We start from the raw sequence: 26422 nt of genomic DNA on the forward strand, positions 1-26422 counted from the left end.
CACGACGCGCGATAAAATCGGCGCACGATGTGACGACGGACGAATGGGATATGGCGGGACGACCGAGAGAATTTGATCGCGACATGGCGCTGAAACGCGCGATGCTTGCGTTCTGGCGACGCGGCTACGAAGGCACGTCGATGTCCGACCTGGTCGAAGCGATGGGCATCGCGTCAGCGCGCATCTATGCCGCCTTCGGCAGCAAGGAAGCCCTGTTCCAGGAGGCCATTGCGCTCTACGAGCAAGGTGAAGGCGGCTTCGCCGATCGTGCGCTCGGCGAGGAAGCCGATGTCCGCGCGGCCGTCGAACGGATGCTGCGAGATGCAGTCGCCGCCTATACCCGGCGTGGCCAGCCACACGGCTGCATGGTGGTCTCCGCCGCGACCAACTACTCGGCCGAAAACGAAGGTGTGATGGAATGGCTGGCCGCCCATCGGCGCGCACGCACGCAGTCGATCGCCGAGCGCCTGCAGCTCGCAGCCGAGCAGGGGCAACTCAAGCGGGGCACCGACATCAACGCGCTGGCCGATTTCTATGCGACGCAGCTGCACGGCATTTCCGTTCAATCCCGCGACGGGGTATCGAAGGAGCGCCTGCTCGCCTCCATCGGGCCGGCGATGATGCCGCTCGCGATGGCGGTGCGTGACGGGGCGTGACCATCAACCGGAGCACCTTTCCGGAAGGGCCGCACGTCGCCCGTCGCGGAACGGTGTCGCAAGCACGTATCCCGAATGACCCGTCTTCGGGAATACGTGCCGTGCCGGCTAGAACGTGTGCCGAAGGCCAACCACCGTACCGACGGTCGTACCGGCCCCCTCGTGCAGCGCACCGTTGATCGCGAGCCCGGTATTCATCAGGCCATGGTTGTGGACCAGCCCGACCTGCCCGTAGACCGTCGTCGCTTTCGACAGGAAGTACCTCAACCCGATCGCCGTCAGCACCGACCGATTGGCGGTGTCGTTGCCGTCGCTCGTCAGCCAGGCGCCCGCATCGGCTTCGACGGCAGGCGTGATCAAGTAACTTGCCCCGGCGCCGTACACGCGGCTGTCGAACCCGCCGCTCACCTTGTAGAGCGCGTAGGAACCCTTGACGGTCAGGTTGCCGAAACTGTATGCCGCGCCGATGGTGCGGCCGGTAAACGGCACGGTGCTCGGAATCGGCGTCCCCGCCGTACCGCCCGCGTTGCCGTTGTAGAGCGCTGCCGTAACGAGGAACCCGCCTCGCTGGTATTTCAGGCTCGCCGAATACTGCCGCCCCGCCTGGAAATCACCCGCCTTCCCGCCCAGTCCGAACATCGCGCTGCCCTGGAAGCCGGCGATGTCCGGGCTCGTGTAGGACACGGCGTTCTGGTTGAACAGCCCGGTCACCAGCACGCTGTCGACATAGATGACGGCGCCGCTGCCGAAATAGGCCACGTCGCGCGGGTCGGTTCCGATCAGCGACAGCACGAACGGCGAGTATTGCAGGCCGGCCTTGACCGACCCGAAATCGCCGCTCAACCCGATCCATGCCTGACGGCCGAACATGTTGCCGTTCGAATTGCCGAACCCGCCGCTCGGGATGTCGATGCCGCTCTCGAGGACGAACGTCGCCTTCATCCCGCCGCCCAGATCCTCCACGCCCCGCAAGCCGAATCGCGATGCCGCCGCGGCACCGTCGACCATCGCGAACGTGTGGCCGTCGTTCGCGCCGGTCTTCGTATTCAGCGACTTGTTCGTGTAGAGCACGGCGGCATCGAGCACCCCGTAGAGCGTGACGCTGCTCTGCGCATGCGCCACGCCGGACGTCGCGCCCAGCGACGCAGCAATGGCCAGGCCGAGCGTTCCCTGACGCCATGTCGATTTCATGTCTATCCTCCAAACCCAGATCTTTATTTTCAATGTCGCGTCACGGCGGGATGCCGATCGGCGCTTTCGCTACACGTCACAACACGTCCGTCGCGGCCGGTTCTCGCACCGCGCGGAGACTTCCCGATCCGGACTCGTCACGTCCGGCAGAAACTGAACACGCGTCGACGCGATCGACGACACGTACGTGGCCCTCATCGACGGCATTGAATGTCGAACGACAGGCAATCGTCGCGGGCCATCCGGCATTCGCTACCGAGGCGACCGAGCCGTCACTGCCCACGACGACCCGCGCGGGTCAACGTCGCGGTTGCGGCCACAACGGGCCGATGCGGCTGAAGGTGGGAATGGCGCGCGCAAATCGCGTCGACTGACGGCAACGCTCGCGATGGCGCACCTGCGTCAGGGGGCGAACCTTGTCGGGCCCGCAGGCGTGATCGGCAGCAGGCAGGTACAAGTCGATGACGTCTGACCGATCGGCGATGCGGTAGGCACAAAGGACTCCTTGACGTACTGCCGGTAGGGCTTGATTCGACGAAGCACATCGTTCACGACCTCATGCGAAACGGTGATGACCGTATCGCAGCGCCGGACCGACGTGGACTGAATGCAAGACTAAGAGCAGGCCGGGGGGATTTGCCCCCCTCCAAAGGGGAGGCAGGAGGCTGGCGACGGGGGGGCACCACGCGATCACCCCCCTACCGTGGGAAAACCCTCATCGTCGTGGGGGCGACTATTATTATCATGATGTGGTGCATTCCGGACTTTCCCCCATGAACTTGCCGTCCGAATCCGATGAGCCTCTTTGGAATCTCTCGCTGATACAGACGAAAATGGCGCCACCGCGCCCGCCCCGGTTCCGAGTCGCGCGGCGGACGCTGTCGAAGAAGCTGGCTGCCGCGGCCGAACACGCGGTCACGCTGGTGATCGCACCGGCAGGGTTCGGCAAGACGACGACGCTGTCCGAATGGTGCGAAGTGCTCCGCACCCGCCATCAGCTCGTCGCGTGGCTGAGCCTCGACCATGACGACGACAATCCCGACCAGCTCGGCGCTTACCTCGTCGCTTCGTTGAACCATGGCACGGGCGGCATCGGTCAGCAGGCCGAAAAGCTGCTGCGCGGCGATCCGATGACGCCCGGCAAGACCGTCATCTCCGTGCTGCTCAACGAGATCGCCGCGTGCGGCAAGCCGGTCTTTCTGATCCTCGACGACTTCGACCGGCTCACGTCGCCTCCGGTATGTGCGGTGGTGTCGCGCCTGTTGCGCTACGCGCCCGCCAATTTCCACGTGCTGCTTGGCGCGCGCGGGGAGCCGAGACTGGCGCTGGCCCAGTTCCGCACGCATGGCCAGCTTCTGCGGATCGACGAATCGGATCTGCGCTTCTCCGCGGACGATGCGCAGGCGTTCTTCGCGCGCACCGGCACCGCACCGCTCGACCGCGGCGCCGTCGAAATGCTGAATGACGCGACCGAAGGATGGATCACGGGCCTGCAACTCGCGTCGCTATCGCTGAAGGAAGAAACCGATGCCGCCAAGGTCGCGCGCGATCTCGCCGGCAATCGATTCGGCATCGACGCGTATCTCGACGACGCCGTGCTGTCGCACCTGCCGCGTCCCGTGTATCAGTTTCTGCTGCGGACATCGATCGCCGATCACCTGAGCCCCGGCCTCTGCGACGCCATCATGGGTGCCGGCGCACGCAGTTGGGAGAAGCTCGACTGGCTCGAGCGTCACAACCTGTTTATCCGCGCGCTCGACGACGAGCGGCAATGGTTCCGCTATCACGCCCTGCTGTCCGACGCGCTGAGGCGGCGGGCCGCTCGCCAACTGGCCGATGAATTGCCGCGGCTTCACCAACGCGCCGGCGAGTGGTTCGCGAACGCTCGGCAATGGCCGGACGCCGTGCGTCACGCGCTCGCCGCCGGTGACGCTCTGCAGGCCGCGATCTGGGTCGAGAACTGCGCGACCGCATTGATGGATCGCAGCGACGTGAACACGCTGTTGAGCCTGATCGGCAAGCTGCCGCGCCAACTGGTGAAGTCGCGGCTGCGCTTGCGACTGGCGAATGCATGGGCACTCGCGTTCCTGATGCGCATGCCGGAGGCCGGCGACGTGCTGCGACACGCGCAATCCGACTTTGCACGTCATCATGCGGATCGCACGCGGACAGAAGGCGAACCCGACACGGCGCTGCCGATCGAAATGATTGCCGTCGACGCGGCCATCTCCGGCTTCGACGACGACAGCTACCGGTCGCTCGAGCTGGGGCGCGAAGTCGTCCTCTCGTCGTTGCCCGCCTCCGCGTGGGTCAGGCGGCTCGGGGAAACGGCGCACATCTTCGGCCTGATCTACGACAGCCGCTTCGACGAGGTCGAACGACTCAGGCACGGCGCGGCCGCCGTCCCGGCCGACGATCACGACTTCATCTACGCCAACGTCTACCGCGAATGCATGTTCGGGCTGAACCTGCTGGTGAACGGCCGTCTACCGGAAGCGATGGTGCTGATGGAGTCCGCGATCTCGCATGCGGAAGCGAACGTGTTACGCCATTCGGCGGCGGCGGCGGTTCCGGCGGGCTACCTGGCGGCACTCTGCTACGAGCAGAATGATTTGTCCCGCGCGCGGCAACTGATCAACGATCGCTCGGCTATCACGGCGGAAGCGTGCCCGCTCGGCTCCCTGTCAAGCTACTGCCGCACCGCGGCGAGGCTCCATGCGCGCAACGACGATATCGCGTCCGCGCTGCTGTGCCTGAAGCAGGCCAGCGAAATCGCCGCCTCCCGACACTGGTTGCGCATGCGTGCGTCGTGCGACGCGGAAATCGTGCGGTTGTGTCTGCAGCAGGGCTGGATCGATCGCGCGAAGGAAACCGCCGACGCACTGGACGCGCTGATGCCCGAGCAGATCCCGACGCCGATGGGCAGCTTCATCGAGACGTGGGCAAGCGGGTGCGAGATCAAGGCACGGATCGACGTCGCGACAGGCCGGCCGGATCGCGCCGCCGAACGGCTGCGCGAGTTGAGGACCACGCTCTCCCGTGCCGGGATGACCTACCTGGAAGCACGGATGTCGCTGTTGTACGCGGTGGCGCTCCAGCAGGAACACGCGCATGAAGCAGCGTCGGACGCACTGACGGACGCGCTGCGCTACGCGCAGCCGAACGGCATGATCGGCAGTTTCGTCGATGAAGGTGAACCGATGCTGCGCCTGCTGACGAAGTTGCGCCGCGAAGTGTCCGATCGCGACGGCGTTCAACCGGCCTTCATGGACCGGCTGCTCGCCGCGTTCGACCCGCGCCGCACTCTGGCGGACGACGGCGACGCGCGCGACGCCCGACACCTGCTCAGCGCGCGTGAGATCGAGATCCTCAATCACATCGCCCGCGGCATGTCGAACAAGGAAATCGGACGGGCGCTGCGCGTCGCGCCCGAGACCATCAAGTGGCATTTGAAGAACATCTTCGAGAAGCTCAAGGTCGGTTCGCGCTTCGAGGCCGTCCAGAGTGGGCTCGGCGTGACACCGGCCGAGCGCGGCAAGGCCAGGGAAGCGAATTCCTGAAACAAGCGCGACGTATCGCATTCTTGACGTTCATGAACACATCTTCAATGGTGTTTCAGCCGAACGATACCCGTCGAAAATCAGGTGCGTGATCGCAATGGACCAAGATATTCAGACCATGCTCCGCCGCTATCGCGAACGAGATATCGACCTGCATCAGTTGCGCGTGTGGCTTGACGGCGAAAGAATGCGTGTGGATGCACAAATCCCGCGCGGCGAATTGCTGAAACTCAAGCGAGGGTGTGAAGCGCAAAGCAACGGCGCGATCGCGCGTCTGCTTCCGGCCTGCATACGCTGCCTCGGTGTCGGCGAGCCCAAAGTCTTCGTATCACGTCAGGAGTATCAGCAATACACCCAGCGCCGTGACGCAGCGGTTGCAAACGGCGTCCTGTCCGAAATTTCTCAGCCTCGTTTTGCTTCCGAAGGAGCCGATTCGGCAGGTTCTGTCACGTACTGTCGCTGCACCTGCTGCTGCTCGATCTGGGCATTCGTCGAGCCTGAGAAAGCGGAAGGCGGTTCATGGAACCGAATCATCTAGGTGCGGCGCGAAATCCGGTATCTCTATCTCGGTCAGCGCGCCGCCAGGCACCACGGGTGCCGCGACCGTGCAAGTTCCGACCTGGAACATCTGGCAGAGACCGGTGATCGCTCCCCTTTCTTCAACGACAACATATTCCGACCGGGAAATCTCTTCCGAGAGACAGCCCCAAATGTGGGCTCTCAACAAACCTGTGGGCTCTCAGAAAAGGTGTCTTTGGCCCCCTAGACAGATCAAGGACTTGGACATCTTTTTTGAGACAACCGCATGGCGCACATCTCAGAAAAAGTGTCCTTGGGCACGGGAATTCTCAGAAAAGTCGTCTTCGGGATGCTGCCCACTTCCGACTACGCGTCTCGGCGGAGCTTGGCAACAAGCATCGGCGCAGAAGTGCGCATCAGAATCCGATCGTGCTGATCGGCATGTGCTATAAATGTGCATATCGTGTGCGTTGATCAATCTGCTATGGATCCAAACGTCGACTACGACCCAACGCCATCCGGTGGTTTCGACCAGTTCATGGAGTCGTTGAGGGACCGTGATAGCGGCGCGCCGATCGTCTCAGCTCGCCGGTTCGCGGCCGCCTTGCATATCGATATGCAAACGCTCTCACGGCTGGCCCATGTCCATCGCAATACCTTGAGCCGACTGGCGGGCTCCGAAAGCGTGCAGAAGTTCCTTCGGGACGCACTTCGGATCATCCGAGCGGCTACCGATATCTCCGGCGACGTTCAGAGGGCGCTCTTCTGGTATCGCAATGAACCGTTGCCGACCTTTGATTACAAGACTGCTGAGCAGCTCGTTTCAGAAGGGCGCACTGAAGACCTGCTGCGTTACGTTACATCGCTCGAGGCCGGTGCGGCCGGATAGGGTCGGGTACACCCGTTGCGGGTCTGCAAAATAGCGGCTACTCTCACGTCGTAGCCAGCTATGTTCGGCGAAAGAAAACAGGGAGCGGGGCTTACCGGCTTGGACGTGGTTCCGCGGCATGTTCTCGCCCCACCTCTTCAAATGCCCGCTTGATGAGCGGGCATTTTCTTTTTCGCTCCCGTTCGTCCGTATGTCCGCGCGAAAGTGTGTATTTCGCACCCGCTCGCACACAACGAACGGTAGTTTGCGGACCTCAACATCGGGTGTAGCGCACAATTGGGACGGCGTCGCGAACGGCGTCTGTATCGAGCAGATACGCATGCTGCGCTGCCAGGCTCGCCGCCTTGGCTTCGAGCGCTTCACGCAATGAGTACAGTTCTATGATCATTTGATGTGTGGGCCGCGTGACGGTCAGGCCTCACCGCGGCTCGTACGTCAACAGGATTTCCGCCTCGACCCCTGAGACGCATGGCGACAGATATCTCGGATTCGACCGAGCATGCGCCCCTATCGCCCGGGCGACCTGAGAGCAGCGATCCGTTCTGGATGTCGGCGGCGTTGAAGCGATCGGATGGCGCCTGTTGGCCCGGCGGCTGATCAAACGCAGCCTGTCGCACGACGCATGAGCGCGCGTTTGCCGACATCCTGGTGCCGAGACAGCAGAGGTTCGCTTTCCGACGCGACCATTTTCCAGTGTATGACCTGCTTAATCGCTTGCGCCCCAGATCCTTGGATATGGGGCGCGACCGATCAGGTGGAGGTCGAGCGTACCTTCCCCACGATCGTGCATGTGGAGGCGCTTCGTCCGCGCGGCGTGGCGCAGGACTTGTGAATCCTTCCCCCAAGACGCCTAGAATTCAGTCATGGCTGCATTCCGCAAGGAGACTGTCATGACTCAGTCGATGATTGGTTGGGTGGTTGGTTTTGCGGTGGTCGCGGTGGTTGCAGTCGCGTTGGCGCGCCGTTACCAGAGCGAACATTCAAGTATGGAAGTCGTTCAGTGGTTGGATTCCCATCACTTGGGGTGGATACACCGCAAACATTGACATCTCCGCGCTGGCGGCGATAACCCCGCCTTGCCGAAGTTTACCGGGGACCAAACGCACCGATGCAGGCGGGCGCATGAAGTCGACCATTTGGTTGTCTCACCAGGGGGCGTGGCAAGGAAGACATCATGGATGATGAAGTGTGTACAACCCACACGCACGTGGCACGCCCTCGCGTGATGCAGACCACGTCTGAGCGCTATCGCGGAATCGTCCACTTGCACCGCATCGGAGAGGATCCCGGCACCTCTGAGCAATACGATACCGAAGGGGATTTTGCATCGGACGTGGAGGCCCGTGACGCCGCGCGAACGCTCGCGCGCAGATTGCTCGAAGAGCAAATCCAAGGGCACGAAAAGGCGCAAGGCATCGATTGAATCTGCGTCGGCGGCCTGGTCGTTACGCAACGTCGATCGGCAACGCGACGTCCATCAGCGCGTAGCGCGCCAGTCGCACAATGCGGCCGCTCGTCCGTTGATCTGCCTTGAGAGCACGGGACAGAAAGGAATGTCGGTGTTACGACGCGAGTTTCCCGTTGACCGGCAGCATGGCGTCGGCTCGCGCAATTTCAGATCGGGACGCGCGTCTCCGATTGACGCGCGCTGCTGTTCAACAGAGAGCCGTATCAAAGAACTGCGTCGAACATCCAATGTTCGCCTCGGTTCTGATCGACGATGTCTTCTGCGTAACGTTGCGAAGCCCGGCGTGCGTCACCGGCACTGGCAAACGGCGAACCGTCTACAAGCTTGAAGGTCTGGCTCCGGGTCAGCGTGGTGTCAGTACCGCGCAGGCAAACCTTGACCGCCGCGTCGAAACCGGCTTCGTGGTTGTGAGTACGGCCAGCGCCTGTGTGAAAGTGAGGATAAATCAGCGGATATATTTCGAATCCGCGATAGGTACGCATACTCATGATGAACTCCTGGTGATTGATGGCTACGAATTGCGTAGACGAGTGCAATCAATCCTGTATCGGCGCTACATGGTTAGCGTCGAACAAATCGGTTTCAAGGCACACCGGGCGAAGCCCGTTCGTCTTTGTGCCGGAAATTGATACGCCCTTTGGTAAGGTCATAGACCGACAATTCCAGCCTAACCCGGTCGCCGGCGAGAATACGGATGCGGTGTTTGCGCATGCGGCCCGATGCGTACGCCGCAACGACCGCGCCGTTTTCCAGGGTAACGCGAAACCTGCTGTCCGGGAGCACCTCATCCACGACGCCGTCCAATTCCGGCAATTCTTCCTTTGCCAAATCAATTTCTCCAATCAATGTGACGCGCCGCAATCACAGCGGCGTGCGGATATCCGGTCCCCGACAGGGAGCGGTTTCAGTGCAAATATCGAAAACGCCCATGCGTGGGGGGCGCGTACCAACGCGACATGCGGGCCGCACCTCGTCCGGCGTTAACGTGTCTCGTTATCGCGTCTCGGTGGAGCGCTTCTTCCCGCTCGATTTGGCGGGCGCAGAGGGTGCCTTCGGTGGCACCCAGTTCAGCGCCGCGCCGAGCACCGGCAAATCCTTGGAGCGCCGTGGTCTCGCGAGTGACTTCTTGTTGCGCAACTGACTCATGGTCGAAGTCACCTCCATATGCGTCGATCGCGAACTCACGATGAATGAGCGCCCGATTGTTCGCCGCCGGATGCGCGGCATCCCCCACTTTCTTCCTTGGGGTGTACGTCTTGAGGCGAAACGGTAGCCGCAGCAGGACTGTGGGCGCCTGCGGCAGATGCGAAAGATCCCCGACGATGACTGCGTGGCCGATCCTGCACGCAGGACCGACGAATGATGTGGATTACTGAGGAATGATGTTCGACGCCTGCAGGCCCTTGGGCCCGGGCTTCGTCTCGTAGCTGACCTTTTGACCTTCGGCCAGCGTCTTGAAGCCATCGCCGCGAATCTCCGAGAAGTGCGCGAACAGATCGTCGCCGCCGCTGTCAGGCGTGATGAAGCCAAAACCCTTGTTGTCGTTGAACCACTTGACGGTACCGGTATCCACGGAAATTCTCCTGATATTGGACAAATGTATGCGCCCCGATAGGGGGGCACGAAAAAGGATCAAGGAGGGAGAGGACAACGAATACCGCGTTCCGCGGTCAGTGATGACCAGCAATCGCGCTTCTTGAAGGCTTCAGACACCCACCCTACGGGGGACCAAACACCCTGTCAAGCTGTTTCGGTCGGAGCATTTCGGGTGGCATCGCAAGAACACGCCGCGATCGGCGAGGCTCGCCCCGGTTGTATACCCTTGGCTCCTCGGTTTTGATTTGCTTCGAATGTCTAATTGAAATTTCGACGATACCGTCAGGGCACCATCTCCCCGCGTATCGGCGATTGTTCACACGCGGCTGAGCCGGTCCGTGCCGCGCCCAATCGGGGCGGCATGCCATGCGGCGGTTCGCGCAGAACTTTCGCTGTACAAGTTCGCCAATGGGCGTAGGATGGATTTGTTGACTGACTCGCTACCGATTCCCGCGCCACTCAAGGCGCCCCCCTCCGAACGTGATCGGGCCTCTCATCGAAACCGCGCAATGCGGACGAGCGCGCCGCGTATCGGCTGCGTATGCGAAGCGCCTGATCGATGCATGTCTACAGGACACGAGCGTGTTGGATAACGCGTCCTGATCTCTTCCTCGGTCCATCCTGTTTCTGCGTCCGCGGCGCCGCCACAGACTCAAACACGCCTGGCGCATGGCGCGCCGGCAACGTCGGGAGGCTGGATATGAACAGGAAAGACCTGTTGAAATGGATTCGACGCGATGGTTCTGGTGTCATCGAACAGTTCCTGCCGTATGACGCTCGTGCCGAGATGGACGGCGTCATTCTCGATCGTCGTCATGAAATCGATGAGGATGCCTTCCTGATGTTTTTCTCGATCCGCGCGCTGTTGCGCAAAGGCGGAATGGCGAGCTACGAATCGGACCAGGAAGCAGGCCAGATCATGGCACTCCTCAAGCTTTGACTGTTCTGGTCGCGACGATACGCTTCGCGGTGGCCACGGGCCCCGCAGCAACTGAAGGAGGAAGGAAAATGCAACTCGACTCAACCCGATTCCATATCGACCCGACACCGCGCAGGGCCGACGGGGAATACATGGCACACGCGCGGATCAGCATCGATCGTGCAGACGGCAGTGAGTGCGACGTTCAACTGAGCGGAGATCTGGCTGGCTTCGACGTGCGCGAGGATGCGATTGCCTTTGCGAAAAACTGGGCGCTCGAATGGCTCGACGCGAATTTGGTCGACGATCTCCCCGCGTCGATGAATTGAAATTCGGGTGGCACGCCAGCCGCCCGAGCAATCAGGGCGTCGCCGGGATCGAGGCCGACGGCAATACATGCTGCTGCCAAAGCAGGCTGACGCGGTGTCGAAGGTCGGTCGAGAGAATGGCCATCCTTGGAGGGCCACAGACCAAGGCAGCAAGCACTCCCTCCAACGGGCTCATCACCGCCAGATCGGGCCGCATGCGTTCCGCATCCTCGAAGTCCGCGACTCTCGTGAGCCGAACTTCCTCCCAAGTGCGGCGCGTCGCGTCGGGATATCATTCCAGTCGGTCGAAGGCACCCGCTTCGAGATCTTTCCTGAAATGCTGTAGCCAGTCGCTTTCGTCGCCGATCACGTATTCCTTCGTAATCTGCGTCGAGAGCCTGGTGATGGTGACATAGCCCTGTAGACCGAGGTTCTCATCACCCTTCGGGTCGGTCGTATCCGTTTCCTGAAGATCGAAATCGCCCTCTGCCAAGCCACGGCACTCCAAGGTCGCCAGAAAGTCTCTGTGTTCATCCGGTTCGATCAGCCGCATATCCGGCCCCCTCGTGTTCAGCGGAGATGTCGCGCGGCTCGATGTCACGGGGCCGACGGCACGCGTTCGAGCGTTGAAATCATACACACCCAACTCATGCGGAATACCTTACGATCCCCCACATACGGCGCCACCGGGAAGCAAGCGTCATCGCCTGCGGTTTTATCGTCTGGGTCCTTTCATGCTTTCCGACTCCATGGCTGCATTCCGCTCCTCGCTCGCCTCGACAGGGTCCATCGCTTCGTCAACCGACGCCGTTGCACGCTCGGCGGCCGCTTTAGTTTCGTCCTCCGGGGAGTCGACATCGCTGTTGCCGTCACCCGGGGGTAGCAGCATGTCCTTGAGCATCGCGCTCAGCTCCGGCGTGTCCCATGGCAGGCCACGCCTGGTTCGGACCTTTATGTAGTGTTTCACTTCCGCGTCCTGCTCCGCGGTTAACGGCAGCCCCTGGAAGGTACTTTGGGGGTCAGAGTTTGTCATCGCTGTCTCCTCCTGCTATAGCGTCTTCAGTGTAGTCCCGTTGCGACCATGAGAGTCGTGACCGAAGCGCTCATTCGTCGAATCAAATGCCGTGCGTCGCTGCGGCAGGCAACAGCTGGCCATCAGCAGTCGTTGGCTGCCTACGTCACCATGACATTCGATCGGCCGATTCCGTCAGTCAAAGGACATTCCGTCCGTTCATGACCGACCGATCACATAGGAATACGAATTGATATGACCATACACTCAGACGATATTGGAGCGAAGCTGACCAGCGACGGCCCATGGCTGTAACTGACCGACGCGGTTCACGGGATGCATCGGCGATGCGGGCAATGACATGGCTCGCGTAGGCCTTAACCGATCCATATGTGCGTAGTATGTTGACGTCAACGGAACAGGACACCAGGTCGACCCGCTACTGGCCGGCTTCGGCTTGTGGCTGCGGGCACGCCAGAGAGCGAACATCGAGCGTGCGAAGGAGTAGGGGCGGACGCCACCGATCGCCTATGCTGGAAGCTCACGAGGAGCGGACTATGACGCCACATGACGTGATGATGATCTTCGAGCGGATGAACGCAGAGGGAAAGGCGGCCGCCGATCTGGACCATGCTTGTGCCGGATTCGCTGGCTGGTTGGCGGAGGCATGGAGTCGATTGAATGAGGATGAGATCGCAGTTCTGACGTCGATCGGCGCCTCGCTGTATCGCGAGGGGTATGCGAGGCGGTACTAGGCAGGCTCGGGGGCCAGCGTGAAGATATGGGCGGGGCGGACCGAAAGGGCGTATAAAGTCCGAATGACTATCCCCTCCGTTACCGCCGAGTCGGTCCTGGGCCTGTTCCGGCTCATTGCCGGGAGGGAGGAGCGCCGGACTTCCGGCGAGTCAGCAAGGATGGCGGCGCTCCTGGCTCTTGCCGAGCAGCTTGCACGCAACCATCGGGCAATGACAGAAGATGGTTGGGATGCAGCCGTCCGTGTTGGCGGCCTGTTGTTGCAAGCGGAAATGATCAACAACGACGCTGACACGGTGGCGCTTGAGCTGCTAAGCCGGCTGCGGCAGCGGAAATGAAAAGCGCGTTCGAGCGTATAGCGAGTCGCCCCCTGTGGAGTGGCCAACATGTCGACACACCTGCTTCTTCTCTACAAGGGGTACGAACTTCATCCCCTCGTCTTCGCCCGTACATTCAGTCGCTTTGACGGACATTCCCGTTACGCCGAAGGGTATGACATCGCGGTACGGATATGCCGCCCGGGCGCGATAGCAACCTCCGCCGCGAGCCGTATTTTCAGGCTGGACCAATCGCATGCATACTCCGACTTTGGTATAGCAAGGCGTGCCGCCCGGCAGCAGGGAAAGGACATCATCGACGGAAAGGTGAGTGGAGCTTCGGTCATCGACATGTAGTTCGGTCAAACGCAGCGGTCGGCCACGACGACGCGAGAAGCTGAACGCACGCATTCTTCCTCACCGGTATCGCCACCATGCAAAGTGATCGCAATGCGATTCCGTACTACCTTGTCTTACGGACTGACTGTCCACCGTATGTTCTGAACGCTGACCGCCACGTGCTGCGCCGCGAGGCAAGCCCTCTCCTGCGAGCGTTCGCGAGAGCCCGCGGCGCGCCGACCTCGATCGCGGACGACGCATGGAGCGACTTTTCCGGCTCGGAATCCATTTCGCTCCTTGAGCGCACGGAGATGCGGGCCTATGCACTGGTTCGCGGGGCCGAAAGCGAACATCAACTCCGGTTACTTGCTGCTCTCTGACTGCACCAACCTGCGCATTCCTTGCGGACGGCGAGCTCAGCGGCCTATTCGAAACGAGGTCTGTTTGCGAAGGCATTCAGTCCGAAAAATCGTCGATGGCAGCGTGACTGGAGGTACGCACATCTTCGATCGATCAACCCGGGTGGGCATGGTTATGGCAGCCTCATGCCGAGCGGTAAATCAACCGCTATAGTCACGCCCCTCGTGAACACCTGTCGAGAAGTATCGATCACTTCCTGGATCTGCGTGATCTGCGCCACAATCTCGCGCCGTTCTACAGCCCGATGGGTTGGCCATCTGCTGATCCGGAGCTCATGACCCGCAGGTTGCGTTGTGGGCTACTGCTTCGGGATCCGGTCCGAGCGTCGTCCATGCGTCGTAGCGCAGCAGGCTTTTGGGTGGCCGCTCGACATTTGGAAGCAGCCTTTAGGCGCATCACCACTTGATTGACCGAAACGGCTCTAGCAGCCACTGCACGGCAACGTACCGACTTCCCCTTCCCACTCGCCCATCCTGTACTCAACACCCGTGCATCTGACCGCGATATCTGACCGCGATCCTGTTCGAGCGATCCGACTCGATGCGGCCCCTCGCTACGCGAGCACACCTCACTTCGGAGGATCTATGAAATATTATCCAAGCACATTACCCGATCGACACGACCAGGTGACCCGACAAAAGGACCGCGACGATCTGGCCCGAGCCGATATCGAACGGGCCGAAAAGCGTACCCGCGACTATGCCGGCATCGATTCCAATGCGAGCAAGTGGCGCTATTCCGATTCCGACCGTCAGGTGAAGTAGTGGTGCAGCGTTGCTCCCGATACCGCCAGAGGATGGCGCTCGCCCCTCGCGTTGTTGCGCGCCGATCCCGCATGACGCGTCGCGGACGTTCCGGGATCAGGTATACCGCCGCAGGCGTATCGAAAAATCGGCGATCGCGGTGACATCGTTTTGCTCCGCGTAGCGGCACCAATTTTGCAACTGGACCAGCAATTGTTCGCGCGATGCGTGTGACCACGCCCATAGCTCGAGCAAAGCCTCATACCGCTCCACGTACACGCGTATTCGCCGGCTGGCATTGCGGCTCGTCAGCGCCTGCTGGTCGGGCTTGTCCCGATAGCCCCAGGCCTGGCGCAGCCACCGTTTCATACCAAGCACGAACGCGCGCTTGTCGTCGCGGCTCATGTCCTTGATGCGGCGCAGCTCCCACCGGCAGGCGCGCTCGAACATGCGCGCATAGGCGGCCATGACTTCATGTCGGTTGCGGATGATCGCTTGCAGCGTCGCGTCGTCGACCACAGCCTTGTTCGAGAGCAGGCGCGGCTTCGTTGCTACCCGCCGAATGGTCGCCAATCTCAATGCTGCCAGCAGGCGAATGTACAGCCAGCCGATGTCGAACTCGAACCATCGGTTCGACAGCCTAGCGGACGTCACGTACGCGTGGTGATTGTTATGCAACTCTTCTCCGCCGATCAGGATGCCCAGCGGGAAGAAGTTGGTGCTCGCATCGGACGTGGCGATATTCCGATAACCGCCGAAGTGGCCGCCACCATTGACCACGCCGCCGGCCCAGAACGGAATCCACATCATCTGGATCGCCCACGCCGACACGCCGGGCAGCCCGGACAGCCCGACGCCGAGACTCGGATAGCGAGCATAGACGTGGCGTTCGAGCCAGTCGTCCGGCGTGCCCACCCCATACCCGGATCCGAACCTACCTGCATGAGATCGGATCCCTGGAGATCGTTCTCTAGCGTACCGACACACCCACCCCTGGGAGCGACAATGATCGACGTCACACAGGAATCCGGAGTTGATCGTGGAATACCCCATCTTTATCACCCGACAGGAAGGCTCAGGCTATCGCGGATGGCTGCCGGATTTTCCCGGCGCGCACGTGGAGGGCCACACATACAGCGAGTTGGCAAACACCGCAAACGACCGGGTCAATGAACTGTATGACCAATGTGCGCGCCTAATTCCGTCCCCGACAACGGACATGGCGGCATTGCATGCGTCGTGCATCGACGACGGCGAGGGAATCTGGAGGTTCATTGATATCGCCCGGCCGACGTCGTGTTCGGTGCTGGTCTTGCTATGCCTCCCCAAGCAGCTCGTCGAAAAGATCGATGCAGTGGCGAAATCGCGCCATATGAGCCGCGAAGCGTTGGTGGCCGAGTGTACGGAAGGAATTGGCCACCCAGCGTTGCGGTCCTCCTGCCACGAACTTGTCTTGGCGTAGCTGCCGAACGCGACTCAGCGAATTCATCTGCCCGGGTTGCGTCGCTTCACCGATGCGAGAAAGTGATGCATGCGCCGTTTGTCGTCACAAGCGACGCGCCAAAGTAAAAAGCCGGCGCTTGGCCGGCTTCGAGTTCCGCCTTGCTGGGGCGGCTCCACGTTCTGTTTGAGAGCGAGGAGTTTTGCTACACATGCGCTATAGGTTCGGCAGAAAACCCATGCCCAGACGTTTCCTTGCATCGGAAATACGTTGCTTGGGTGTAACGGCTTTCCACGAATGGGCATGGCTTCTCTGCCGCTCCGGGTGAACCACGGGCATTCCATCGTCGGTCGCGCGTGCCTCCGCCTGTTCTTGTTGCTCGTCCTTCACATTTTTTTCCCATTTCGGGTAATCGTTCATCAACATGCTCCCTCCACAACCCCAGTTTCGTCATTGATTGGCTCGCGCCGCCCGAGTCGAGATAAAACTGCGCAAGCGATACGGATCGCGACGGCCCACTTCGATCACGGCGTTTACATCTCGATGAAGTCTGCGGCCGATCTGCAGTCTGTGCGTCATGTGTCAGCCTGCTCGTGCGAGCGTCTGAAGTCGGTACGCTGCCGTACGGGCGGGATGGCATGGATGCGGGTCTGGCATCAGCGCCGTTTCTCAAGGCGCTTCAAATCAGGGAGCAGGCGGTCGAATTCTCGCCTTACCACGCCGTAGCATTCGCACACGCGCTTCTCAAGCCCGGAGCGATCCAATACCTCGATGTGCCCATAGTTGTACCGGATCAACCCGGCATCCTGAAGTTTCAGCGCAGCTTCCGTCACGCCCGACCGGCGGACACCGAGCATGTTGGCGATCAGTTCCTGCGTCATTTTCAGTTCGCTCGATGGCAGGCGATCGAGGCTGAGCAGGAGCCACCGACAGAGCTGCTGATCGATCGAGTGATGTCGATTGCATACGGCTGTTTGCGCCATCTGTGTGATGAGCGCCTGGGTGTAGCGTAGCAACAGCCGCTGCATCGAACCGCCTCGACAGAACTCGTCTTTCAGGATGCGCGCATCGAGTCGGTAAGCGTGTCCCGCGCTTTGGACGATCGCGCGGCTCGGGGTTGTTTCGCCCCCCATGAATAGCGCGATGCCGATCAACCCATCGTTGCCGACGATGGCAATTTCGGCTGAGGAACCGTCTTCCATCACGTACAACAGCGACACGATGGACGTCGTCGGAAAATAGACGTGACTGAGCGCACCACCCGACTCGTACAGCACCTTTCCCAACGGCATGTCGATCAGCACGAGCTGCGGCGAAATATGCGCCAGATCTTCTACCGGTAATGCTGCCAGCAGATGATTTTCGATCATGGATGGCTGACCCGACATATGTCACTCCTCCAGTGGCTGCAGCCTCTACCCAAGACGCCCCAACGACACGAAGCGTCATCGGCTTGAGACTCGAACTCGCGAAGCAGACCTTGCGCGAGATTCCTGGCGTCTTCGAGCGCGAGACCGTACTGCTCTCGATGTGATATCGTCCAGAATGACTTTCTGCGTGTATTCGATCATCCTAGCACTCCGGGTGAAATCGAACGGATGCGGTCGACTCCGGACAGGTCGACGGGAAGCTGGCAAGGACGATCCGGCGACATCGGACCAATATGCCCCGTCGATTATTACTACACGCGATGTTCGGGCAGCGAGCGATCCTTTCGGATATTCCCCCGCCAGGATCGATGCCTGGGCTTTCGCGTCAAGGCTGATTCTCGTACGGCGGAAATGCCGACAGGCGTGGATCGTCCACCGCGCCACCGACGGTGAAATGATACAGGGATTGCCAAGCATGATCCTTCGCGCCGAGCAATGCGTGCATTTCATCATCGAAAAAACAGCCGATCCCCGTCGCGCGTACTCCGGCGGCTTCTGCTTCGAGATAGAGCGCCTGGCCAAGCATGCCGCATTCCCAGAACAGATGGCGATAACGCCATGGTTGCTTCAACGTGATTTCGAATCTCGCGATCATCCCAAGCGCAAAGCAGGAATCAGCACCGATATCCTGGTGGCAGCAAATCAACTTTGCCGCCGCGCGCAAATCGTAAGGCAGCAGAAAATAGAGCGGCAGATGGTCCGGCCCGATCTTTTGCCACAGCCATTCCGGACGCAGAGACCGCTTGAGATCCGGCAGTGCGCCCGGCGTTCTCACGAGCATATAGAGGCCCGGCTCCAGGCCGTCGACGCGGTGCACCAATAGCGCCGCATGCACTGCGGCCGGAGACATCAGCGCATTCCACGGCGGCGTGTCGGGATGTGTCAGCAGGCACGCCAGCATGCTGAAAAGAGCCGCGTCGCTGATGCGCGTCGTGCCATCGAAATTCACGGCGCTGCGACGCTGTCTGGCGATTCGGGCGAAGCTGAGATCGAGGGCTGGCGTCGCCGGCGCTGCACACTGCTCCGGGTTCGGCGAGGGTGATTCGCGAGTATGGGTCTTGTGTGTGGCGCGATGAATCGAATCGATGTCCAGCCACGTCACATGTCCCGAACTCAGTTGATTGGCGCGTCCGTGCCACTGTGCCCTGTCCAGAGCGATCAGCATGCGCTCGAGATCGGGCCGCGTGTCAGGGTTGCCGATCCAGAGCAAAAGATCCGGCGCCTCCGTTTCGGCATCCTTGAAATCTTCGCGGCGGTCCACTCCAAGCAAGCCGGCCACTGCATCATCCGCAGCCGACTCCATCAACCGCGTCTGCCAGCCGAGCGCCGCGGCTGCGTAACTCATCGCAGCGATGACATGACCGCAATCCTGCTGGCAGTAGCGCCAGGCGCGCATGCCGTATTTCCACGCCTCGCGCCAATGGATCGAGCTTATGCCGACCAGGACACCACTTTCCGAAAACGCCTCGGTCCATTGTGGCTCGTCCACCGCAGCGCGATGTTCAAGCGCATGATCCCGGCTCAGGTAGTGGTAGACGCCTGCGGACAAGCCGGGCAGAGCCGGACATAGAAGATAGCCCTCGGTCGGATGCAGATTTCCACTCGAAGGGTTGCAGCGCAGTGCCCACCGCTGGGCGCCATAGGATTTCCACGCCGACAGGCCGAGTGAGAGTTCGAACAGGATTGCCAGATGGGACAGATCGAATCCCTGCGCGGGCGGCAAGGTGCCGCAGCGTAACGCGTTGTAGCGCGTGGCCAGGGTGTCCGCGGCTAACGGCAGAGCAACGCGCGGTGCGCCGTGAAATACCCGAAACGGATCCGGCTGGGTTGTCCAGTCGAGCCCCCCAGGGCCAGGAGCGTAGAAGTTGAGACGGTGCTTGCTGCGTTCGTGATAATCAAGCAGCGCATGCTTTGACCGATCCATGCCCCCTCTCACCCCGGAATACCCGCACACGCGGCTAGTGCAGGTCAGAATGAAGGCGCACGTGGAGTGCGGGCGCAAACGAGGGCCACTCTCACGAGATCGTGTACCAGTTCTGGGAACCACCCTTGTAAAGGTCTCTGGCAAGTCCCAGAATCCGGTCGCGATTACGGTCGAAGGCCGCAAGCAAGGCGAGCTCGCCAGAACCCATGTGGGAGTTCAGTTTCGCCAGCATCGCATCGTCGACCAGAAAGGTAATCTCGCGAGAATTGTCGTAGCCCCAAAAGCATACACAGTGCCTGGAAGCGTCGTAGGTGCGACTGGGATTGGGAAAGTTGAGTGTCACGGCGCTATTCCCCATCTAACCCTCCTGACAGATATAACGCCACTTGCTCGCGTTGACATTGATGCGAGCGTCATTTTCGCGCCGCTTCTCGGCACGCTCGCTGTCCGCGCGCTTCAGTGCTGACGCGCGCGCCTTTTTCACGTCAACGTAATCGCTGTGCCTGGCGGGCGTGGCTGGCTTCAGTTCGGTTTGCTTAGGCATGCCGGTTCCCAAAAAGAGAATTTCAAATTTCAGGACCGTCGCGGTGACTGAATTTCGTCGTCGCCCGCCCTATACGAGGACCGGACGACGACCCGCGGGCTTGCCGCCGACGGCATCTCTCGCGCACGGAACTGCCGGATCGAACCTCAGAGGGAGGCTCGGTTGACACGCGAAGTTCGCAGCTTCGACGTTCGCGCGCAGGATCGTCGTGGTGAGCTTTCTGCTTGGCTGTGCGGACAGGGGGAAGCGTAAGGAGTCGGAGCAAAACCATCGGTCACGCACATCGAACCTCACGAGAATGCGCCCTATACCACGGCCACGCAAGCGCTATCTCGCGTCAAGGCCATGATCGCCACGATCCCCCCCAAGCAACACTACCGTCATCAACTTGCGCGTGACGGCCGCCAGCTAGCGCTTTTTCTCAGTTCCATCCCACGAACAGGCGACGCGCAGTACGCGCGGCGGCCTGTTCAGCGGGGCGGGCTGTTGATTTCCACCGAGTCTCAACCCACCGGGGATGCGGTCGTTTTCTTGGACTGATTTAGGTCGTTAACCCGAAGCTTTCACGGTACTCGATGGGGTTGAGATAGCCAAGAGATCGAGTCAACAGCTGACGATTTCTTCTCGTTAGCATGCTGCTGTTGCCCGATTGCTCGCCCCATAAGAGGACGGTTACTATCAGACCCGCTCCCGAAGGTACTGGATGCACTTTAGTCGTAGACCCAACCGATTCGTGAGCGCACCTCGCGAGTGGGTTGCCGCATCATCTGCCACACTGGGACGTTGTTCGGAGGGCGCGGTGCTATCTACGCCGTGGACAGACTTCGCTATTTGAAGAGCAGCGTGACCTATCCAGACACGATCGCGCCACTCGCATTTCGCTCGATGGACAACTAGCCATGCCTGAAGTGATTCAACGAGCTGAGGGGGTGACAGCCACTGACGAGTTTTCCTTTGGGTGACGAGTTGCAGCCCAACAAGAAAACAGAGCAAATCAACATACCTGGTCGCGACGCGCATGGTTGGTCTTCTGGCTTTCAATGTTTGTGAACGCGTCGGTGTGTACTCATCCTTGGATACTGAGCGCCTTCTCTAATGCAGCAATCAATTTGAATGCGTCATCCCGGCCGATCAGAAAACCCCGGCTGGTATACTCGCACCCGAATGCATAGAAGCTCGGCAACAGAGTCACCATGTCTTTCTGCTGATTGAAATCAACTTCGCATTTGGTCAGCGGGAAAAACGGAGGCACCTCGGTCGGCATGTTGTACACGACGCTCTCCTAGTACATTTTTCGGGGTGGCAACATGCGCTTCGCACGTAAGCGCTGTCTAGCAACGGCGCTGGCTTTTTTCCGCTTGCGTACCGTCGTGGGCTTTTCATAGCCAGTTCGACTGCGCAACTCGCGAATCAGCCCTGTTTTCTCGATGCCACGTCGAAATCGCCGCAGCGCGACATCGATCGGTTCGTTGAGCTTTAGAGTAATTGTCGTCATGTAGATCCTGTTTCGAAAGGTTAAAACGAACAGCTAGCCGAGCTGTGTCATGACGGCGCTTGCTATCTCGTCGGATTCGAATTCCGAATATCCGGCTCCGATCGATAGTGCACGTATAGCCATGAACATTTGCAACTCATGTGGATGGCACATCGCTGAATCGGCGATTCTGGCGGGCACGACGGTTTCGATCCTGGCGACCTCATTTCGTCTGATCAAGCTGAGCAGTTCGTCGATGATCATTTCGCCCTCCAAATGACCGGGGAATTGTGTTGTGCTGACGAGTCGCCTCAGCGCGCGCTGGAAAAGAACCCCTGTTTGCCGCGATTGTCGTCGATGATGTTCTCGGCATAGAGCACCGAGGCACGACGTGCGTCGCCGGCGCTGTCAAATGGCGATGTGTCGCGCAATCTGAAAGTCTGGCTCTGTGTCAGCGTATCGGTGGTCCCGCGAAGGCAAATCTTGACCGCCGCGTCGAACCCGGCGTCGTAGTTATGCGGGCAGCCATTGGGCGCCGGCACGTGAGGGTAAATCAGTGGATAAATCTCGAATCCACGGTAGACGTGCATGCTCATGACAGACTCCTGGCGTTCGGCCACGACGAGTCGCATGGGCGAACACATCCAGCCGGTATCCACGTTGCGGAGCGGGCTGGTTGGTGAAGGGGGCTACGTTGCAGCGCGAAGGAAGGGCGATGCAGCAAGAGGGCGGATGGAGGGGCGGAAGGTCAGAGGACTGATGATCCTCCTGATGGACCCATCATACGCGCATCGTTTGATGCACGTCCAAATTATTTCGGGTTTTGCGCAAGAACGCATCGGCATACGGGCGGCAAGCGCGCGGTATCGGCATGCGAGCGTCAGGAGGTGACGTTGTCACGTGTCCATTCGATGACGACCATGATCAAGCTAGCGTCGAACGAATCGCTTTCCAGTCGAAGCGGTCGGCTCCCGGTCGTCTCTGTGCCGGAAATTGATGCGGCCTTTGGTCAGATCGTAGACGGACAACACCAGCCTTACGTGATCCCCCGCGAGGATTCTGATACGGTGCCTGCGCATGCGTCCCGATGCGTATGCTGCGAACCGCAATGGCGGGCACTGATGATCGTCAATTCGTGGACATGACAAGTTGGCGCCGGCGCAACACTATCGTTGTGGATGCTTCATTTCTTCGGCTTCCATCGCGGCAAGTCGTTCTTCGCTTGCGGAAACGGATTCCATGGCTTCGTCGATCGAAGCTAATGCATACTCGCAAGCCAGTTTGGTTTCTTCAACCGTAGGCTCTGGCTCCTCATCGTCGCTGGGTGGAGGGGAAAGCATATCTCCGAGCATCATCGCCAGTTCGGGGGTGTCCCATTGTTCCCCCCTTTGTTCCTTCTTCTTTATATAGTGGCGGATTTCTGCGTCTTGCTCTGGCGAGAGTGGAAGGTGTCGAAACGTGTTGCTTGGTGTGGCGTCAATCATGATGTTGCTCCAAAGGTTTGATTCGACTCGCTCGAACTGCCTCCGGGATTGAGAGAGCCAAGGAAAATGTTGAGGATGAGAGAACAGGTTCCTATTTTCAGCTGTGCGAATCGTGCATTCGTTCGAGGCGCCCCAAAAGCTCATCCACTTGGAGTTCGATGACCTTGTTTCGCTGCGATTGCGTGCGGAGTTTGTTGAGCTTGACTTTCCAATACGCTGGATCGCTTACGGGCGATCTCTTGATGAAGGCATGTTGTGCTTGCTCAAGTAGTCCGATCGCTCGCCTGATATGGACCAATTCGCGTTCCACTTCGCAGTACCAGCTCATATTTTCCGCCTGTTGGTTATGATTTGTATCTTGGCTTGTTGCCTTTCGAGAACACTCGAGTTCACTCAAAGGCAGCGTCGGAGCCGATGCCGAGCTGTGCGGCTGCTGCACGACGGGTACGGTGAGGGGGGAATGTGGTGCGCAAGTAGGGGCGCGACACAGACTGCAGCGGAGGGCGAGCGATCAATCGGCAAACGTGGCTCGGATGAGGCCATCATACGCGCATCTCCGGTCGAGCAACTCTCTTATTTCGGCAGCGACGAAGAACACTTATTGTTGAATGATTGGTGTGACGTTGGCGGGTCCGTCGGCACGTCGATGGCTGGTGGCACATACGGCCGGGAAAAGTTGCTTTGCGCGTCCGAGCTCATCAATGCTTCCGAGGCTAAGGCGTTGGCAGGTTAGCCAGTGCTTGTTGATGTTGATGGCCGTTGAACTTTCCCGCTTGCCATCGGACATTGGCGCGGTTGTCATCGCACCCTAGTTACGTTTGTAGCTGGCCCGTATTTCCCGCGCCATTTCGCTCGCTACACTAGCTTTAGGGATGCGCCACGACGAGTACGAATCGAACCATGGCCGACGATGACGTCGAAGCGACGTTTGGCGCATGGTGTGCGAGCAAGTGGCAGTCGACTCACCGGGCTATCCACGGCGATATTATCCCGGTGTCGGGCAGTCTCGTTGCGGCGTAGAGCGACATGTTGATAGGGTGGAAGGCCGCATTCAAGTTGCTCCGCGGGAAGTCCGAATCGAGCTAGTGAATGCCGAACGCTGACGGACCTTGATGCGTGGCTCGACCAGTACAACAATGAACGAGAGCATCAGGGGCGCTGGTGTTACGGCAAGACGCCGATGCGCACTTTCCTCGATTCGCTCGATCTCGCCAAGGAGAAACTCATCCCCCATTGATGACTCGTTCTTTGTCGGCCCGACTACCTGTCAGATCAAGTCCCGGCTAATACAATTTCAGTGACCGTCTTCGTTCGGTAGCAACCCAGCCAGGAACAAAGCGGTTAGATTGATCACTAAGAAACCCCACACCGCGTACGGGTGGGAAAAATGTAGGGATGATGTCGGTGAAATTTAAATTGTCAAATGAGTACACCCATCACGCTGACCGTGGGCAACATCGAGCTCACATACAACACGAGATACATCGGCATGGATCACGGCATGCTGTTTCAGGAGCGAGACCGTCAGCGTCGCCGACATCCTAGTGTCAACTACGACTACTACGCGCAACATCCCGAAGAAGATGTCACCCAAAGTGAGATGTGCTTTTGCCGCACTCTCGACTCGATGGTTTCGCGGCTTGAGTTGCTGGGGTACACGTTGAGAACGGTCAAGGCCGACTACGAAATACAATCTGCACTCGATCGCGACAGGTACGCTGGCGCCGAAGGCGATGGTGCGCCTGTTCGGCGCGACCGTTTGACGTTCGAGCAGTTCGCCAGCTTCATCCGCGCACATGCCGTGCGTGACCTCGAGGACGAGTACAACGACAGCTACGACGCTGAATACGCACAGGGTCGAGGCCGGTTCGCCAGCGAACCCTCTGTTACTTTGCTACCCGAGGGTGATCCAGAAAGAGACAGGAGTGGGTATTCAGAGCGCAGTCACTTTGGCTCCCTAATCGGTTTCCTGCACCCCTATTCGGTCCTCCGAATCCTTGCTGAAAATCCGGCCAATCTGGATCTTGAAGTCGTTTGGGACTACGGGAACTTTGTCGATGCTGGGTGGGCGAAAAACGAAGATTTTGTCTCCGGCGCGCGTCGCACACAGACGTACCTAATCGCGACCGAGGGTACGTCCGACACACACATCCTGAAGCGCGGCTTCGCGCTTCTCCGGCCGGATATCGAGGACTTTTTCCGGTTCATCGACGTTGAAGACCGACACCCATTCTCCGGAACGGGCAACTTATCGAAGTTTGCCGAAGGGCTGGTCAAGATTGACGTTCACAACCGGGTTGTCTTCCTCTTCGACAACGACGCTGAAGGAATCGACACATTTCGTAGTCTGCAGCGCTTCATGTTCCCGGTGAACATGCGAGCAATGGTGCTACCTGACGTGGAGGAACTGCGTAATTTCCCGACACGAGGACCGAGTGGCGTCGAAAATGCCGACATCAATGGCCGCGCCGCAGCCATCGAGTGCTATTTGGACCTGCGGTTGAAAGATCGTCCACCTCCACAGGTGACCTGGACCAACTACAAAGAGTCACTGGGAATCTACCAGGGCGCACTCGACTTCAAGGACACTTACGCCAAAGCGTTCTATACCGCTACCCCGGATGCCATTGCATCGGGGACGTACGACTCAAGCAAGCTGCGCGTCGTGCTCGGGACGCTTTTCGCTCAATGCAGCGAAATGGCAACACGGATGCTTCGCCCCACTCAGGACTAGTATGTTGCGGACCTTCGAATGTCATCGCGCGACATCCGATGGCTGGCTGTAATCGGCCGATCTTCGCCTACGGACTGCTGAACAACTAGTGTCGGAAGGATTCGTTGAGGGCGAGCCACGCCTTCATATACCCACAGTCTGCACCAACACGAAATTTCTCAGATCGTCTTCAAGTAGAGAAAAATCTGATCATTTTCCTCCGTCACGATGCCTTGAGATATCGCGTCCACGTCGACTTGAACGCGCCTCCCTCGCGCACCTCCATGCACACATGCCCGTCGTAACGTTCGCTCTCTACTGCTGCATAAAAGATCAAGATAGGCCGAACGCAACGTGCGCGGAGTAACGTGAAGGTCCTTATGAGCGGATCGACTCTTCTCCCACTCGTGAAAGATCGACCAGATACCCCAAGCTGAGATTGCATCTTCCGAATCGAGATGAGTGATTAGCGGTGCATGTGCAAGAGGCCCCTTGCCAATAACGCCTCGGCGAAGCTGGCTGTAACGCTTCCATTGTCGAACAACGTGCTCCGGCAACCTCACTTGATGACCGTTGGCGCTTTCAGCCTCGATTGTGCCCGCACGAGTTAAATCACAAACTTTCAATTTCGCTAAGGTTGCTGGCTGTTGATGTCCGCACAGAACTGACCCACTAGAGCTGAAAATTTTCATCGAATTTTGACCCACGTGATTGAATGCCCT

The 26422-nt window shown here is 59.7% G+C and carries 33 protein-coding genes and 5 pseudogenes; 19 read left to right on the forward strand and 19 right to left on the reverse strand.

Translation table 11 applies throughout. The features are described 5' to 3' along the window. Positions 1-50 precede the first annotated feature (50 nt). Complete coding sequence (locus BCO18175_RS38930; RefSeq protein WP_174988999.1) at positions 51-656, forward strand: TetR/AcrR family transcriptional regulator; 606 nt, start codon at positions 51-53, stop codon at positions 654-656. Between the two features lie 108 nt (positions 657-764). Here the strand turns inward: BCO18175_RS38930 and BCO18175_RS38935 are convergent, their stop codons facing one another. Next, a complete protein-coding gene (locus BCO18175_RS38935; RefSeq protein WP_174989000.1) occupies positions 765-1847 on the reverse strand; it encodes a porin in 1083 nt (360 codons plus the stop codon). An 833-nt stretch (positions 1848-2680) separates the two neighbouring features. Between BCO18175_RS38935 and BCO18175_RS38940 the strand changes: the two genes are divergently transcribed. From BCO18175_RS38940 to BCO18175_RS38960, 5 genes are all read left to right on the forward strand, one after another. Further along, the gene (locus BCO18175_RS38940; protein WP_174989003.1) at positions 2681-5407 is read left to right on the forward strand and encodes a LuxR C-terminal-related transcriptional regulator; all 2727 of its coding nucleotides are present in this window, start codon (positions 2681-2683) and stop codon (positions 5405-5407) included. Positions 5408-5504: 97 nt separating this feature from the next. Continuing rightward, complete coding sequence (locus BCO18175_RS38945; protein ID WP_174989005.1) at positions 5505-5945, forward strand: hypothetical protein; 441 nt, start codon at positions 5505-5507, stop codon at positions 5943-5945. A 465-nt stretch (positions 5946-6410) separates the two neighbouring features. Then, entirely contained in the window at positions 6411-6815 is a 405-nt protein-coding gene (locus BCO18175_RS38950; protein WP_009898182.1) for a DUF2384 domain-containing protein, read from the forward strand. A gap of 890 nt (positions 6816-7705) precedes the next feature. Continuing rightward, the gene (locus BCO18175_RS38955) at positions 7706-7861 is read left to right on the forward strand and encodes a hypothetical protein (RefSeq protein ID WP_165940524.1); all 156 of its coding nucleotides are present in this window, start codon (positions 7706-7708) and stop codon (positions 7859-7861) included. Between the two features lie 128 nt (positions 7862-7989). Next, on the forward strand, positions 7990-8238 hold the full coding sequence (locus BCO18175_RS38960) for a hypothetical protein (protein ID WP_240202650.1): 249 nt from the start codon (positions 7990-7992) through the stop codon (positions 8236-8238). Between the two features lie 248 nt (positions 8239-8486). On the opposite strand, the gene BCO18175_RS38965 is transcribed toward BCO18175_RS38960, so the two are convergent. Together BCO18175_RS38965 and infA are read right to left on the reverse strand one after the other, a co-directional pair. Beyond that, on the reverse strand, positions 8487-8771 hold the full coding sequence (locus BCO18175_RS38965) for a hypothetical protein (RefSeq protein ID WP_038711778.1): 285 nt from the start codon (positions 8769-8771) through the stop codon (positions 8487-8489). Between the two features lie 94 nt (positions 8772-8865). Next, positions 8866-9111, reverse strand: a complete 246-nt coding sequence (gene infA / locus BCO18175_RS38970; RefSeq protein ID WP_122948221.1) for a translation initiation factor IF-1 — start codon at positions 9109-9111, stop codon at positions 8866-8868. A 157-nt stretch (positions 9112-9268) separates the two neighbouring features. Between infA and BCO18175_RS38975 the strand changes: the two genes are divergently transcribed. Continuing rightward, a complete protein-coding gene (locus tag BCO18175_RS38975; RefSeq protein ID WP_155772935.1) occupies positions 9269-9424 on the forward strand; it encodes a hypothetical protein in 156 nt (51 codons plus the stop codon). A 228-nt stretch (positions 9425-9652) separates the two neighbouring features. Here BCO18175_RS38975 and BCO18175_RS38980 read toward each other — a convergent pair whose 3' ends face one another. Continuing rightward, a complete protein-coding gene (locus BCO18175_RS38980; RefSeq protein WP_174956579.1) occupies positions 9653-9856 on the reverse strand; it encodes a cold-shock protein in 204 nt (67 codons plus the stop codon). A gap of 723 nt (positions 9857-10579) precedes the next feature. Here BCO18175_RS38980 and BCO18175_RS38985 point away from each other — a divergent pair. Beyond that, a complete protein-coding gene (locus BCO18175_RS38985; protein ID WP_012339005.1) occupies positions 10580-10819 on the forward strand; it encodes a hypothetical protein in 240 nt (79 codons plus the stop codon). A 68-nt stretch (positions 10820-10887) separates the two neighbouring features. After that, complete coding sequence (locus BCO18175_RS38990; protein WP_174956778.1) at positions 10888-11127, forward strand: hypothetical protein; 240 nt, start codon at positions 10888-10890, stop codon at positions 11125-11127. 271 nt (positions 11128-11398) lie between these two features. On the opposite strand, the gene BCO18175_RS38995 is transcribed toward BCO18175_RS38990, so the two are convergent. Together BCO18175_RS38995 and BCO18175_RS39000 are read right to left on the reverse strand one after the other, a co-directional pair. Further along, complete coding sequence (locus BCO18175_RS38995) at positions 11399-11659, reverse strand: hypothetical protein (protein WP_009907034.1); 261 nt, start codon at positions 11657-11659, stop codon at positions 11399-11401. 162 nt (positions 11660-11821) lie between these two features. Next, on the reverse strand, positions 11822-12139 hold the full coding sequence (locus BCO18175_RS39000) for a hypothetical protein (RefSeq protein WP_009907033.1): 318 nt from the start codon (positions 12137-12139) through the stop codon (positions 11822-11824). 421 nt (positions 12140-12560) lie between these two features. Here BCO18175_RS39000 and BCO18175_RS40745 point away from each other — a divergent pair. The 7 genes and pseudogenes from BCO18175_RS40745 to BCO18175_RS39020 all read left to right on the forward strand — a co-directional run. Continuing rightward, a pseudogene (locus tag BCO18175_RS40745) lies at positions 12561-12623 on the forward strand (SOS response-associated peptidase family protein); the annotation flags it as partial. A 52-nt stretch (positions 12624-12675) separates the two neighbouring features. Further along, positions 12676-12873, forward strand: a complete 198-nt coding sequence (locus BCO18175_RS39005) for a hypothetical protein (RefSeq protein WP_012339007.1) — start codon at positions 12676-12678, stop codon at positions 12871-12873. Positions 12874-12936: 63 nt separating this feature from the next. Beyond that, entirely contained in the window at positions 12937-13209 is a 273-nt protein-coding gene (locus tag BCO18175_RS39010; RefSeq protein ID WP_009907031.1) for a hypothetical protein, read from the forward strand. Positions 13210-13257: 48 nt separating this feature from the next. Continuing rightward, positions 13258-13545 (forward strand): hypothetical protein, encoded by a 288-nt coding sequence (locus tag BCO18175_RS39015; protein ID WP_009907030.1) that lies wholly within the window; start codon positions 13258-13260, stop codon positions 13543-13545. A 77-nt stretch (positions 13546-13622) separates the two neighbouring features. Continuing rightward, on the forward strand, positions 13623-13907 hold the full coding sequence (locus BCO18175_RS41080) for a hypothetical protein (protein WP_009907029.1): 285 nt from the start codon (positions 13623-13625) through the stop codon (positions 13905-13907). 179 nt (positions 13908-14086) lie between these two features. Beyond that, positions 14087-14309, forward strand: a pseudogene (locus tag BCO18175_RS40750) (IS5/IS1182 family transposase); the annotation flags it as partial. A 222-nt stretch (positions 14310-14531) separates the two neighbouring features. Next, complete coding sequence (locus BCO18175_RS39020) at positions 14532-14711, forward strand: hypothetical protein (protein ID WP_029227485.1); 180 nt, start codon at positions 14532-14534, stop codon at positions 14709-14711. 96 nt (positions 14712-14807) lie between these two features. On the opposite strand, the pseudogene BCO18175_RS39025 reads toward BCO18175_RS39020, so the two are convergent. Continuing rightward, positions 14808-15611, reverse strand: a pseudogene (locus BCO18175_RS39025) (DesA/ISL3 alpha bundle tail domain-containing protein); the annotation flags it as partial. A 118-nt stretch (positions 15612-15729) separates the two neighbouring features. Between BCO18175_RS39025 and BCO18175_RS39030 the strand changes: the two are divergent. After that, positions 15730-16152, forward strand: a complete 423-nt coding sequence (locus tag BCO18175_RS39030) for a type II toxin-antitoxin system HicB family antitoxin (RefSeq protein WP_089486753.1) — start codon at positions 15730-15732, stop codon at positions 16150-16152. Between the two features lie 195 nt (positions 16153-16347). On the opposite strand, the gene BCO18175_RS39035 is transcribed toward BCO18175_RS39030, so the two are convergent. The 11 genes and pseudogenes from BCO18175_RS39035 to BCO18175_RS39085 form a co-directional block, all read right to left on the reverse strand. Continuing rightward, entirely contained in the window at positions 16348-16557 is a 210-nt protein-coding gene (locus BCO18175_RS39035) for a hypothetical protein (protein WP_226217510.1), read from the reverse strand. A gap of 230 nt (positions 16558-16787) precedes the next feature. Next, complete coding sequence (locus BCO18175_RS39040) at positions 16788-17519, reverse strand: Crp/Fnr family transcriptional regulator (protein ID WP_089486742.1); 732 nt, start codon at positions 17517-17519, stop codon at positions 16788-16790. Between the two features lie 367 nt (positions 17520-17886). Beyond that, on the reverse strand, positions 17887-19485 hold the full coding sequence (locus BCO18175_RS39045; protein WP_174956577.1) for a SagB/ThcOx family dehydrogenase: 1599 nt from the start codon (positions 19483-19485) through the stop codon (positions 17887-17889). Between the two features lie 91 nt (positions 19486-19576). Beyond that, complete coding sequence (locus tag BCO18175_RS39050; protein WP_009907020.1) at positions 19577-19843, reverse strand: DUF1488 domain-containing protein; 267 nt, start codon at positions 19841-19843, stop codon at positions 19577-19579. Next, a complete protein-coding gene (locus tag BCO18175_RS39055) occupies positions 19844-20029 on the reverse strand; it encodes a hypothetical protein (RefSeq protein ID WP_174956576.1) in 186 nt (61 codons plus the stop codon). Positions 20030-21095: 1066 nt separating this feature from the next. Continuing rightward, a complete protein-coding gene (locus BCO18175_RS39060) occupies positions 21096-21293 on the reverse strand; it encodes a hypothetical protein (protein WP_264166984.1) in 198 nt (65 codons plus the stop codon). Positions 21294-21311: 18 nt separating this feature from the next. Then, positions 21312-21524, reverse strand: a complete 213-nt coding sequence (rpsU, locus tag BCO18175_RS39065; RefSeq protein ID WP_174948437.1) for a 30S ribosomal protein S21 — start codon at positions 21522-21524, stop codon at positions 21312-21314. A 33-nt stretch (positions 21525-21557) separates the two neighbouring features. Further along, positions 21558-21767, reverse strand: coding sequence for a hypothetical protein (locus tag BCO18175_RS39070; protein ID WP_174956575.1), 210 nt, complete (start codon positions 21765-21767; stop codon positions 21558-21560). A gap of 47 nt (positions 21768-21814) precedes the next feature. After that, positions 21815-22099 (reverse strand): hypothetical protein, encoded by a 285-nt coding sequence (locus BCO18175_RS39075; protein ID WP_174948435.1) that lies wholly within the window; start codon positions 22097-22099, stop codon positions 21815-21817. A 333-nt stretch (positions 22100-22432) separates the two neighbouring features. Next, a pseudogene (locus BCO18175_RS39080) lies at positions 22433-22600 on the reverse strand (translation initiation factor IF-1); the annotation flags it as partial. 69 nt (positions 22601-22669) lie between these two features. After that, positions 22670-22987: a hypothetical protein gene (locus BCO18175_RS39085; protein WP_132021451.1), complete on the reverse strand. Its 318-nt coding sequence runs from the start codon at positions 22985-22987 to the stop codon at positions 22670-22672. Between the two features lie 1129 nt (positions 22988-24116). Between BCO18175_RS39085 and BCO18175_RS40755 the strand changes: the two are divergent. Next, positions 24117-24224: pseudogene (locus tag BCO18175_RS40755) on the forward strand (IS481 family transposase); the annotation flags it as partial. Positions 24225-24410: 186 nt separating this feature from the next. Then, positions 24411-25721, forward strand: coding sequence for a HEPN/Toprim-associated domain-containing protein (locus BCO18175_RS39090; RefSeq protein WP_174989007.1), 1311 nt, complete (start codon positions 24411-24413; stop codon positions 25719-25721). A gap of 158 nt (positions 25722-25879) precedes the next feature. On the opposite strand, the gene BCO18175_RS39095 is transcribed toward BCO18175_RS39090, so the two are convergent. Beyond that, positions 25880-26422: hypothetical protein (locus BCO18175_RS39095; protein WP_217483944.1), on the reverse strand; the 543-nt coding region annotated here is incomplete at its 5' end.

This window comes from Burkholderia lata, from assembly GCF_902499335.1.
Taxonomy (GTDB): Bacteria; Pseudomonadota; Gammaproteobacteria; order Burkholderiales; family Burkholderiaceae; genus Burkholderia; species Burkholderia lata_B.